The sequence below is a fragment of the Paraburkholderia sp. GAS334 genome (assembly GCF_050436625.1).
Taxonomy (GTDB): Bacteria; Pseudomonadota; Gammaproteobacteria; order Burkholderiales; family Burkholderiaceae; genus Paraburkholderia.
On sequence record NZ_JBNDMO010000049.1, the window covers coordinates 1 to 12,876 of the forward strand.

The window sequence follows — 12,876 nt, forward strand, 5'->3', positions numbered from 1 at the left end:
ACGCTCGACTGGTCGATCCTGATGGCTCACGCGCAGGCGGGCGACCGGGATGCGTACCGGCGCCTGCTTGAAGCCATCACGCCGTATTTGCGGGCACTCGCGGCCCCGCATTTCGGTAACCGGAGCGACGTCGAAGATACGGTTCAGGACATTCTTCTGACCATCCACACGGTGCGTCAGACATACGATCCGGCCCTTCCGTTTGGCCCCTGGCTGTTCACCATCGCCAACCGGCGCATCGTCGACGGGCTGCGGCGACAGGGGCGTCTCGGCGCGCGCGAAGCACCGTTCGATCCGGAACATGAAACCTTTCAGGCTGCTGAAGCGAATCTACAGGAAGAGGCGGTGGATGCCCGTATGCTACGTGAGGCTGTTGAGCACTTGCCGGCCGGACAACGGGACGCAATACGCATGCTGAAACTCGAAGAGATGTCGTTAAAGGAAGCCGCTGCCGCGAGCGGCATGTCCGTGGCTGCGCTCAAAGTGGCAACGCATCGGGCTTTGAAGAATCTGCGCAGGTTGATCGAAAAGCGGGGTGGCCGGTCATGACCTCAACCTCTGATCTGATCGATTCGCTGGTCGCAGACGCAATGCCGGTGCGACGCCTGCGTCCGCCTGTGACGAGGGCACTGTGCTGGCTGTCGTTTGCGGCGCTGGTGCTGACGCTGGTCGCGCTCGTGCATGGTGTACGACCCGATCTCATGCTCAAGCTGCGTCAACCCACCTTTGTCGTTGGCGTGGCAGCAGCCCTGATCACCGGTGTGCTCGCCTCGATCGCATCGTTCATTGCGAGCGTGCCGGGCCGATCGCGGCGGTGGCTCTGGCTGCCTGCACCCGCCGTGGCGGTGTGGATGTCCACGATTGGCTATGGATGTCTGACGAACTGGGTGAGTATCGGGCCGGACGGGATGTCGCTGGGCGAAACCGCGCGCTGCTTCGCGACGCTCGCGATCACGGGTATCCCGCTTTCGCTGGTGATGCTCATCATGCTGCGGTACGTCGCGCGCCTGGCGCCTACGCCTGTCGTGATGACGGGAAGTCTCGCGGTTGCCGCGATGACCTCGGTCGCACTGTTGCTGTTCCATCCGCTCGATGCGACGGCGATGATCGTGATGTGGAATATCGGCGTCGCGGGGCTACTCGTCGCCCTGAGCGGCCTGTATGGACGCCGGCTGTTCGGCTGGATCGCGCCGCAGGCATGAGTCGGTCTGACTGCGACCGGCGGTAGTGCGCCCGTGGCCGGGGCCCAGAACCCGGAACGTCAGAGCCCCATTTTCTTTGTGCGTCATCCCATTGCAGCCACGACCTCGTCGGTAGTGACCACGCCGTGCGCAAGATACGCATAGTTGATCATTGCCGCCTTGTATCCATCGCCCCAGACGGGATGACGCGGACCGGCAGTGGCATCGCCAACAACAAAAACCTCGAATCCCTGTTCGAGCAGATCGCGCAAATGCGACTCCACGCACATGTTGGCAAGCATGCCGCCCAGTACCACCTTACTCACCCCTCGCTTGCGCAGTTGAAGGACGAGATCGTTGGTCTGCGGTCCGAACACCTTGTGCGGACTTACGACAATCGTCTCGCCATCGTTGATGTAAGGCTTGAAGTCGTCGAGCCAGTCAGCGCCCGAGCCTTCGAACCCCTCCAGGCTGAGCGCACCACTACGCGCAAACGTGCTGGTGGCGAATTCGTCCGCCTCCAACGGCCCATTGAACTTCCAGGTACGATCCGTCGGGAAAAAGTAGTGCGGCGAAATAAACACTGCGAACTTCGCGGCTTTTGCCGCCTTGAAAATTCGCAGCATGTTTTCCACTGTTCTATTCTCTGTCACGCTTGCTCCGACTGCGCCCCAGTTTTTTCCCTTCGCGCTTAAGACGTCGACTTGCGGGTCGATGAATACGACCGCCGTGTCGGTTCGGTCATAGGTCATTTCAGGTCTCCATTCAAGTGCAGGGTTGCTCGCCGACCTGCGTCGACTCGAACTTCACCTGAATCAGGTTAGGAAGCGTGGGCTGTTAAAGCAACTAGAGAATTTTGATGACGTCGCCGGGCACCTGCACACAGGTGCCGGCGCGAGGGGCGTTGGACGATCGATTTTGATGGACGAAAATGTGCGACATCGAAAGCGGCGCATGACGTTCCGCGCGCCACCTGACGCAGCGATGGCGCGCGGCAAGTCGGACCTCTTATTGCGCTGCCTCCGTTAGTCCAGGCGGCACGTACGCCTGGTCGAGCAGGGACTTGCCGGGAATGTAAGTGCGCAACAGCAGATAGAAATAGTTGCCCTTGCCGGATGGCAGCCAGTTTCCTTCCTTATCCGCACCCGGGGAATCGGGTTGAATATAGATGGTGAGGCCGCCGTCGGCGTCCTTCTTCAGGCTTGGAGAGCGATCGCCCAGTGAATAGCGATCGATCGGGTTATCGATGAAATTCCGGTCATACGCATACAGGGTTATCGACCAGAAGGCTTTCGTGTCAGGAAGCTGGTCTGCCGCAAAGTGCATCACGTAGCGCCTGTCGCCATCCAGCATCCTGCCTTGCGTATCGGTACGGGCGCTCAGGTAAATCGATTCCGCAGGGTCGTTCGCAACCAGGCCGATCAGGCTTTGCAGACCGCCGCGCACCAGAAAATCGTCGGCAGGCGTCGTGCGGCCGAAGGTAGTCGGCGAGTAACGCCATCCGCCCGGAAGCGTCTTCATATGGTAGGCGGTGGATGCAGTCGCATTCAGTATGCGCCAGCCTTCCCTGGCGGCACGAATCAGTCCGCGTCTGGTTGGCTCATCCATCTTGTCGACATCCATGCCAGGGCCGATTCCGATAGTCGCGAAGACTTTCAGCAGCGTCGCATCGCGTTCAGCCGGCGGATTTTCCGTCATCGCGCGGTTCATGGTCTTCCAGTGCGCAAGCGGGTCGGTTGCCGGATCGACGGGTGCCCACACATCGCGACGTTCCGGCACGCGGGCATTCGTCTTGCCCCACAGCGACAGCGGTGTCAGCTGGTACTGATGCATGACCGCTTTCGCAGCCGGGATGTCCTCTGTCCCATTGACCAGCGTGCGGCCCCATAGGAGTGCCCAGGGCGTCGGCGATGGCGGCAGCGCTGTCACGCCTTTGGGCAATACGCCCTTCCAGTCTGGTCCGACGATCGCGTAGTTGCCCGCCTTATTGCCGGTGCTGCGCTGACCGACGTAGGCAAAATTGTCGGAATCCATGCCGGTCAGCTGAATCGTGTAATAGCGCTCGCCGGTGTCAGGCACGTGGAGGATGACCGGTTCCTTGCTCAGGTCGACCCATGCAAGCGAATACAGCGTATCGTTGTTCGGCGTTCCACCGTCGCGCCATCTGGCCGTTACCAACCGCGGCGCGTGCCAGAAATGGTCGACTGGCATATAGGCGGTGTCATCGTTGATGTTTTGCGTGATCCATTGGTAACGTATCGTCGCCCCGTGCACCCAGGGGTAACCGAAGACATACGCTTGTATGCCAATTGCGTATGCATACTCCTCACGCCAATCGACCCCTTTGCCGGGGACGTAGTTCATGCCCGGTTCCGGCGCTGGCGCCAGGGCGTGGGCGGGGCTGAGCGAACCGAGGAGCGACACGCCCAAAGCAAGGGCAGCCAGAGCCGCGCGTAGAGATCGCATGTTGAGTCAACCTGTCTTTTGAAGAAGAAAAATCTGAAGGCGCGAATAGACGCGATCCGGTTCGATAGTGACGGCTACTGCGTTGCCAGGCCTCACGCGCGGACATCGCAACGGTAGTCAGGGCAGGGCGGTAGTTTCGTCAGCAGACCGGATTACATCGTCTTTCGCGTGGGAATCCGGAAAGTCATCTTCCAGAATGTTCCGGCGGTCCCAAGTTGTGGGACCAGCCGTTCGCCACAGCGGCAGTCAGAAGCGATGCGTCATCCCGACCGTCGCCATCACCTGGTTCGTGCCACCCTCGGTCACGGTAACGCCCGGCCAGCTGACCGTCGCGGCGCCGTTGTTCTTCATGTAACCCGCGCGCATGTAGACGCTCGTCCGTTTGGACAGCAAGTGTTCAGCACCGACCTCGATGCCCGGCGTGTTGTCGTGCGCGCCGCGCACGTCGCGTTCGACGCCCGCGATCTGGATCACGTCGGCCGCCGTCACCTGGATCGTCGCGCCCAGCTCGGCGATGCTGAGCGAGTGCGCCGTGCCGAGTCGCGCGGCCAGCGATCTCGCCGGCGCGTCCTTCGGGCGGTTATAGGCGTAGTTGAACTGGAAGTTCACGATCCCCAGCCGGTACGCGAGCGAGCCAATGAAGTGCTCGGTGCCCAGCAGGCTGAGCGGTGCCGGCAGCGCGGCGAGCGTCTCCTGTCCCGCATGCTGGTTCACATAGGCGAGGCCCGCATAGAAGCCGTAGCCCGTATAGCTCATCGCGACGTTCAGCATGTTGCCGGTCGTTGCCGGCACCGGCTGGGTGACCGTCGACGAGAACGCATACATGCCGTAAAGCTGCAGACCCCGCATGTTCGGCGACTGGTACAGCACCGAATTGCTGGAGCGGCCGGAGTCGTACTGCGTCGACAGCGTGTTGCGGTCGACGGCAAGCACGTTGGCCGAAAACGGCGACAGGGCCTCGTTCAAACGAAACGGATCGGTCGGATACACGATGCGGAAGCTCGGTTCGTACTGACGCCCGAACGACAGCGAGCCGTACGTCGCGTGATTCAGGCCAACCCAGGCCTGACGATAGAAGAGCGCCGTCGTATCGGCAAACAGGGTGCCGTTGTTGAGGTTGAAGCCGGTCTCGACGTCGAACTGCGCCTTAAGCCCGCCGCCCAGATCCTCATCGCCCTTCAGGCCAAACAGCGAGCCGGTCGAGCCACCGCTTCGTTCGGACCAAGTGTGTTTTCCACCATTGTCGAGGTACTGGACGAACGTGTCGGCCACACCGTACAACGTCACACTCGAATCGGCCGCCGCGGCACTGCCGGCGACGAGCACCAGCGTGGCTCCACAAATACCCTGACTGATCAAACGCATGCATGTCTCCTCTTTTTATGTCCGCCTGCAGCGGATCAGGTAGAAAGCGGTGCTGCGAGGCAACCGCCGTCTCCAACTTCAGCCCGCACCACACGGCACGCCAGAATTTCCGGAACGGCAGCGCGTTGGCTGTTACTTTCGCCCCATTGCATCAACGCAAATAGAATGATCGTGCTAATTTGAAGGCAGGCGATTCAAAACACTAGTGCATTGTTTTCATGGGAAGCTTGCAGAGCGCGCATGAAAGCGCACAGGCGGGTATGTCCCGTCGAATCTTCGCAGTCCGGGGGATCCACATTCAGTTGATCCGGCCGTTTGCAGCAGGCAAAGCCTGTCGAACGGAGGAGGGCGCGAGCAGTCCAGCGCCAGCCGGCTGGATAGATCGACAACAACTGTGAGGGATAGAGAAAGCGGTCTGAGATGACCTGGCCGGCCGACCTGGCGCTGACGTCGCCCTTCCTTTGCGCGGGCGTTCAGCACGCGAGGCTATCAGCGCATACCGGCGTCAACCGCGATCAGCGAGCGATGGAAGGGCACGCACTCTCACGTGGTCCGCTGAGCCAGATTGGCGTCGTTCAAGACCTGCTCTGCAAGCGAGAGGGCAACTTCACCGGCAGGGGACATCGTGCGGTCGGCGAGCACCACCAGGGCGATCTCGAGTCCAATACGAGGAGCGTCCTTCACGTGCACGGGCACGAGTGTCCGCGCCGCGAGTTCATTGCGGACAGACGATCCCGTAGCAAACAGCAGTGCGTCGGTCTGCTCAACGAACGACTTCAGGACACGCACGTCGTTGCACTCCAGCTGCACCGAAATCTTCTCGTGAGAGCGGATTTTCAGAAGCCGATGCACCGCGCTTTGCATGAACGGCGGCAGGGGAACGGAAACAAGCGGGAATTCGCGTAACGCGCTGGCGGACGCGGGGCCGCGGGCAATCAGCGGGTGACCGGAACGGGCGAACCACGCACCTTCATGACGACGAAGCGGGCGCACGGAGAGCGCCGGATTGTCAGGAAGGACGCGCCGGTCCAGCACAAGGAAGTCGACCTCTTCTGCCAGCAGCATGTCGATCATCGGCTGCGCATGATTGAGTTCGAGTTTTACTTCGACGTTCGGATGACGTTGCGAAAACTCGACCAGCATCTCCGGTAGCAAAACCATGGCCGGATAGGGACCAAGGCCAATCCGCACTTCGCCGGCTTCGTGGGTTTTCAGTAGTTCCGCGTCGCGCACCAGACAATTCGCTTCAAACAAGACGCGACGCGCTCGTTCGACGATCCTTTTGCCCGCCTGCGTAATCGTGACGCCCCGTGCTGCGCGATCGAACAGACGCAGACCAAGCTCCGCCTCGATCGCCTGGATGCTCCGGCTGAGCGCCGGCTGGCTCAGATGCACGCGATCGGCAGCCCGCGCGAAACTACCCGCTTCGGCGAGCGCAACAACATGGCTTAGACGGCGGACAGTCATATCATGCACGGCGCGCAACCTCTCTGTAAAAACAATGCATTTGTGTTATTCGCAAGTTTAGACTGAAACTGGCGAAACATGAACGTGCCGGGCAAGACAATGCGTGCGGAGCCGCGTAACGGAGCGTTCGTCCACGAGGTTGCCGATTTGCATAACCGCGATGCGTGCACTACGCTAGCCCGTATCGCCTGACGAATCTCCACTCCCGACGCCCAAAGCGGTGGCATCCGGAGCAAGCGAACACAACAGGACCCCGATGAGTCGGTCCGATCTGGAGGAGGCATGCGCCGTACGCGCCCGCCGTTCGCATTGACACCTCTGTCGCAGGCGCTCCCGGTCGCGCTGGGTCTCGCGCTTCTTGTCCGCCTTGCACCCGCTGTTGCAGGCTGCGACAACACCGCGCCCCTGTCGGGACAGACCGCCACCTGCACGCCAGCCGCGCCCAATCCCACAACGACGCAGGTGCGCGCCGTGACCGACAGTACGAATGTCACCATCAACATTCAACCCAACGCCGAACTGGACATATCAAGCGGCAACGCACTCGTCGTGTGGGACCGCAGCGCGATAGTCAATCTCGGCACGGTACGCGTCACTGGCGACTCGTTCGACGGCTTCTCCGTCGGCGACGCCGTCTCAGGCCACGACACGCTAACGAACCGCGGCCTGATCAGCACGAACGGCAACCTTTCGGAAGGCATGTTCAACGAGGGCGTCGCCGTCACGATGCTCAACGACACGGGCGGCGTCATCCAGACGAACGGCACCAATTCCGCCGCGATGCTCGATTTTGCCAGCGCGGGCGGAGGCTCGCTGACCAACAACGGCACGATCACCACCACCGCCGACGGCTCGCCGGGCATGAGCGTGCAGACCATCAACGACACCGTCGTCAATAACGGCACCATCACGACGACCGGCAGCGCTTCGCACGGCCTGCTTGCGAACGGCGGACAGGTCGGCGGAAGCGGTGATAACACGCTGACCAACAATGGCACGATCAACGTATCGGGTGCCAATGCGCACGGCATCGAGTCGCTCGATACGGCACCGGGCATCATCACGAACACCGGTTCGATCACTGCGCGCGGACCGGGTGGCCTCGGCGCATTCATCGCGGGCAGGGTGACGTTCAACAATGCAGCGGGCGCGAGCATCGTAAGCCAGCAGGCGAATGCAGTAGATGGGAACGGTGGCGGTACGTTCAACAACGCCGGCACGATTTCAGGCCATAACATCGCCATTTCCCTGATCGGCGGCGACGCGACCATCAACAACAGCGGCACGCTTCTCGGCGGCACCACTGAGGCGATTGCTTCGAACGACGCATCCAGCATCACCATCAACAATACCGGCAATATTGCGGGCGGCGGTGGCCGGGCCATCTTCCTCGACCGCGGTAACGACACATTCAACTGGAGCGGCGGCACGATCACCGGCTTCGTCCGGCTGGACTTCGGCAACGACACCGCGACTCTAACCGGGCTCACCGACACCAATCTTGCCGGCGTGCCGTCGTTCGACGGCGGGCCCGGCACCGATGTCCTGACGTTCAACGGCACGCAGGCGAGCGGCCTCTCCCGCTTCATCAACTGGGAGACCATCAACGTCACGAACGGCAGCCAGCTCACGCTCGACAACAACGGCCTGACGCTCGGCGATAGCGGCACGCTGACCGGCACGCTCAATATCGATTCGACCAGCACCCTGTTCGCGGGCGGCCTGGGGGATCCAGCGATCATGCCGGCGGTCACTGGGCAGCTTGTCACCGTCAACAACGCGGGCACGATCGACCTGACCAACGGCGGCTCCAGCACGAGCGATGCACTGGTGGTGAACGGCAACTACGTTGGGCTCAACGGCCGGCTGCTGGTGCAAAGCGTGCTCGGCGCAGACGGCTCGCCCAGCGACAGGCTGGTGATCGTGCAAGGCACGGGCTCGGGCAGTACGTCGATCGGCGTGACCAACGTCGGCGGAACGGGCGGCGCAACGGTGACGGACGGCATCATGGTCGTGCAGGCGACGAACGGCGCAACGACGACCGCAAGCGCGTTTTCGCTGCCGAGGCCGCTGATGGCTGGCGCCTACACGTACTACCTGTTCAAGGGCGGTGTGAGTGCTGGAACGGCCGACAACTGGTACTTGCGTTCGAGCGTTGCTCCGGTCCCAACGTCAACGCCGACGCCGACGCCAACACCGACGCTCATCGGCCCCGTCGCTGCGGCCGGCACGCCGCCATTGCCGCCGCCGCCCGCCGCCGGTTCCGACCCAACGCCGCTCTACCGGATGGAAGTGCCGGTGTATGCCGAAGTACCGGTCCTCGCGCGCGAACTCAACATCGCGCAAATCGGCACATTTCACGACCGGCAAGGCGAGCAATCGCTCCTGAGCGAGACTGGCGCGCTGCCGGCTGCATGGGCCCGCATATGGGGAGAGCATGCGACCCAGCGCAACAGCGGCGCCGTCAATCCAGAATTCAGCGGTGCGATGGGAGGCGTCCAGGTCGGCCACGACGTGTACGCCGACACGAGCCCGAGCGGCCATCGCAATCATTATGGCTTCTTTGTCGGCTTCGCCCGGGCGACGGGCGATGTCAGCGGATTCGCACTCGGCTTTCCCGACTTCGCGGCCGGCCATCTCTCGATCAACGCGTACAGCGTCGGCGGCTACTGGACGCACATCGGTCCCGGCGGCTGGTACACCGATGCCGTGCTGATGGGCAGTTCGCTCACGATCGATCCATCATCGAATGAGGGTGTCAAGACGAGCACACATGGCCATGCAGAGGCGGCCTCGCTCGAAGCCGGCTTGCCGATTCCGCTCGCCGCCAATCTCAGCGTCGAGCCACAGGCGCAACTGATCTGGCAGCACGTTTCAGTGAACGACCTCGACGATGGCATATCGACCGTGTCGTTTCATGGCGCGAGCGGTCTGATCGGACGTCTCGGCGTACGGCTGCAGGGGCACTTCGAAGGCGCGGGCACGGTGTGGCAGCCGTATCTGCGCGCCAATCTCTGGCGATACTTCGGCGGAACCGACAGCGCGACCTTCGCAGCGACCACCGTGATCCCCACCAGCGTCGCGGCGACGGCGGCCCAGTTCGGTCTGGGCGTGGTCGCGCGCGTGAGCAGGCGCGGCAGCGTGTTCGCGACCGCGGGCTACACGACGAACGTGAACGGGGCCCATCGCAGCATCGTGGGCGGCGATGTCGGCGTGCGCTGGAGCTGGTGATTCGGCACGGGATGTCACATCTCGTCCGAGGAGCCATCTGGAAAGTCTTCCGCCTCGCAAACCGACACTCGCGACCGACACCCTGGGTGGCTACCTCGTCTGGAAGTGCTCGCCGATCCGTAGCGGCCAGCATCATCTTTCCGTTTTCACGGCCCCGTTCACACGGCGCTGGCGCCACCATCAATTGCCAGCACCTGGCCGGTAATATGCTTGCCGGCTTCGCTCGCGAACAGCAGCGCGGCGCCCTTGAGGTCCTCGTCGTCGCCGAGGCGCCGTAGGGGAACGCCGGCGCTCATCGCTTCCGCACCCAGCCTCGCGATCGACCCCTGGGTCATCTTCGACGGGAAGAATCCTGGTGCCAACGCGTTGACCGTGATGTTGTGCTCCCCCCATTCCCCTGCAAGCGTGCGTGTGAAGTTGATTACCGCTCCCTTGGATGTGTTGTATGCGATGGTCTTCATCGTGCCCGGCGGATTGCCCGAGAGGCCGGCTATCGACGCCACGTTGATGACACGACCGTAGCGGCGCGGGATCATCGACAGTTTGCCGATGCGCTGCGTAAGCAGGAACAGCCCGCGGATATTCAGGTTCATGACCTTGTCCCAGGCATCCGTCGGGTAGTCTTCCGCCGGTGCGCCCCAGGTTGCGCCAGCGTTGTTCACCAGGATGTCGACGTGACCGAGGCGGGCCAGCGCCTTGTCCGCGAGATCGGCGATGTCCGCCTCGCGCGAGCCGTCCGCAGCGATCCAGTCCACTGTTATGTCGCGCGCTTGCAGATGGATCTGGGCGGACTGCAACTCATCGGCCTTACGCGCCGACAGCACGATCCGGGCTCCCTGCTCGCCGAGCGCCTCGGCAATCTGGAGGCCGAGGCCCCGTGAGCCGCCGGTAACGAGTGCCGTCTTGCCGGTCAGGTCGAACAACTGTTGAATTGTGCGCATGCTGTCTCCGTTCTTTCTGTCGATGTCGTGTGTCTGGAAGAGGCGCTTAGAACCACGCGTCCTGCATATCCAGTGTGGTGCGGTCCAGCGAGGCCAGCAGGTCCAGTTGCGGCCCGGTCTTCGGCAGTTCCCAGCGGAAGAAATAGTCGGTTGCCGCCAGCTTGCCCCGGTAGAAGTCTATTTCGGCGCCTGTGGCTCTCGTCAGTGCCGCCCGCGCCACCAGCGCCTGCTCCAGCCAGATCCACGCGACCACGATATGACCGAACGCCTCCAGGTAGACCGTGGCGTTGGCGAGCGTCAGGCTCGGGTCGCCGCCGGACCACAGGATCCGGGTGACTTCCGTCAGACGCTTCATCACGGAAGCCAGCGCTTGTGCGTGGCCGTCCAGGGTGGCATCGCCGGATCTGGCGGCATATGCGATGCTCGCCTGCACGCGTTCGGCGAATAGCCGCAACGCAGCGCCGTCCTTCACGACGACCTTGCGGCCCAGCAGGTCAAGCCCCTGGATGCCGTGCGTGCCTTCGTGGATCAGATTGAGACGGTTGTCGCGATAGAACTGCTCGACGTTGTACTCGCGTGTGTACCCGTAGCCGCCGTGGACCTGGATCGCGAGATTGTTGGCTTCCAGACACCACTGCGACGGCCAGCTCTTCGCCACCGGCGTGAGCAGATCGAGCAGCAGCGTCATCCGTTCCAGTTCGGCGGGATCGGCGATTGCGCGCGCCTCATCGACCAGTTGCGCGCAATACAGGTTCAGCGCGAGGCCACCCTCGACATAACTCTTCTGCGCAAGCAGCATGCGGCGGATGTCGGTATGTTCGACGAGCGGCACCTGCGGCGAGGCCGGATCCTTGCCGCCAGCTCCCACGGGTCGCCCTTGCGGGCGATTGCGAGCATAGTCAAGCGCATGCAGGTAGCCGGTATAGCCGAGCATGGTCGCGCCGAGGCCAACGCCGATGCGCGCCTCGTTCATCATGTGGAACATGCAGGCGAGACCCTGATGCGGTTCCCCCACCAGATAGCCGATCGCGCCGGCTTTGCCGCCCGGTGTGTACTTCGTGCCCTCGCCGAAATTCAGCAGGCAGTTGGTCGTGCCGCGGTAGCCCATCTTGTGGTTCAGGCCGGCCAGCACGACGTCATTGTGCTCACCCAGCGAGCCGTCCGGGTTGACCAGATACTTCGGGACGATGAAAAGCGAGATGCCCTTCACCCCGGGAATCAGTTTGCCATCCGGGCCGGGGATCTTGGCGAGCACCAGATGCACGATGTTGTCGGCGAGTTCGTGTTCGCCGCCGGAGATCCACATCTTGTTGCCGCGCAGCCGGTATTGCGGCCCGAGCGGCGAGTCGCCCTCAGGGTCGGCCCGGGTGACGATATCGGACAGCGACGAGCCCGCCTGCGGCTCAGACAGGCACATGGTGCCGAAGAAACGGCCCTGCAACTCCGGCAGCACAAACGTGTCGATCTGAGCCGAGGTTCCGTGTGCAAGCAGCAGATTGGCGTTGCCGATGGTGAGGAACGGATAAGCGCTCGTGGCGACGTTCGCGCCCTTGAACCACGCGAAACCTGCCTTCTCCACGACCAGGGGAAGCTGCATCCCGCCCAGCTCGTAGTCCTGGCCGGCTGCCATCAAGCCGGCGTCGCAAAAGGCCTTCAACGCCGTTTTGACCTCAGGGATAACTGCAACGGTCTCGCCGTCGAAGTGCGGCTCCTGCTGGTCGTTCTTCTTGTTGTGCGGGGCGAACAGATCGGTCGCGATCTTCTCGCAGGTATCGAGCGCGGCGTCGAAGGTTTCGCGCGAGTGATCGGCGTAGCGCGCGATACGCGTCAGCTGCTCGACCTTGAGCCATTCGTACAGCACGAAATTCAGGTCACGGCGGGACAGTATCAACGACATGGTGTGTCTTCGCAGAATGGACAATAGGAAGCCGCTGTCGCGCGTGTGCGACTGGCTGGAGCAGGGCGGCCGCTCCGCGGGCTGATGCGACTCGTTTCCGGGAAGCATACATAAAATAGAACGAACGTGCTATTAGGCTTTGTCCCGAGAAGGCGATGCTTGCGGGCCGCCCGCTGGGCACTGAGATGCACGGCAGCCATATCCGGCTGAGCCACTGCGTCATAGACTGCTGTCTGTCACCGGCTCAACAGTTGCCTATCTTCTGAAATACCTGGGAGACATGGTCCGCCACCGGAACATCCGGTGGCGCTGAAAGCGGCATTCCGTC

The 12,876-nt window shown here is 62.5% G+C and carries 9 protein-coding genes; 3 read left to right on the forward strand and 6 right to left on the reverse strand.

The genetic code is table 11. The features are described from left to right. Together P3T21_RS36115 and P3T21_RS36120 are read left to right on the forward strand one after the other, a co-directional pair. A partial coding sequence (locus P3T21_RS36115; protein WP_429260660.1) for a sigma-70 family RNA polymerase sigma factor occupies window positions 1–549 on the forward strand: 549 nt, incomplete at its 5' end. Continuing rightward, window positions 546–1,202, forward strand: a complete 657-nt coding sequence (locus P3T21_RS36120; protein WP_429260661.1) for an NrsF family protein — start codon at window positions 546–548, stop codon at window positions 1,200–1,202. The genes P3T21_RS36115 and P3T21_RS36120, both read left to right, overlap by 4 nt. Before the next feature lie 83 nt (window positions 1,203–1,285). Here the strand turns inward: P3T21_RS36120 and P3T21_RS36125 are convergent, their stop codons facing one another. From P3T21_RS36125 to P3T21_RS36140, 4 genes are all read right to left on the reverse strand, one after another. Continuing rightward, window positions 1,286–1,933, reverse strand: coding sequence for an isochorismatase family protein (locus P3T21_RS36125; RefSeq protein ID WP_429260662.1), 648 nt, complete (start codon window positions 1,931–1,933; stop codon window positions 1,286–1,288). Window positions 1,934–2,189: 256 nt separating this feature from the next. After that, complete coding sequence (locus P3T21_RS36130; protein ID WP_429260663.1) at window positions 2,190–3,545, reverse strand: DUF1254 domain-containing protein; 1,356 nt, start codon at window positions 3,543–3,545, stop codon at window positions 2,190–2,192. 348 nt (window positions 3,546–3,893) lie between these two features. Continuing rightward, entirely contained in the window at window positions 3,894–5,012 is a 1,119-nt protein-coding gene (locus P3T21_RS36135) for a porin (RefSeq protein ID WP_429260664.1), read from the reverse strand. 543 nt (window positions 5,013–5,555) lie between these two features. Beyond that, on the reverse strand, window positions 5,556–6,479 hold the full coding sequence (locus P3T21_RS36140) for a LysR family transcriptional regulator (protein WP_429260665.1): 924 nt from the start codon (window positions 6,477–6,479) through the stop codon (window positions 5,556–5,558). 282 nt (window positions 6,480–6,761) lie between these two features. Here P3T21_RS36140 and P3T21_RS36145 point away from each other — a divergent pair, with 282 nt between their 5' ends. Further along, window positions 6,762–9,710, forward strand: a complete 2,949-nt coding sequence (locus P3T21_RS36145) for an autotransporter outer membrane beta-barrel domain-containing protein (RefSeq protein ID WP_429260666.1) — start codon at window positions 6,762–6,764, stop codon at window positions 9,708–9,710. A 158-nt stretch (window positions 9,711–9,868) separates the two neighbouring features. On the opposite strand, the gene P3T21_RS36150 is transcribed toward P3T21_RS36145, so the two are convergent. Then, window positions 9,869–10,651, reverse strand: a complete 783-nt coding sequence (locus P3T21_RS36150) for an SDR family oxidoreductase (RefSeq protein WP_429260667.1) — start codon at window positions 10,649–10,651, stop codon at window positions 9,869–9,871. Between the two features lie 46 nt (window positions 10,652–10,697). Next, entirely contained in the window at window positions 10,698–12,548 is a 1,851-nt protein-coding gene (locus P3T21_RS36155; RefSeq protein ID WP_429260668.1) for an acyl-CoA dehydrogenase, read from the reverse strand. Window positions 12,549–12,876 lie beyond the last annotated feature (328 nt).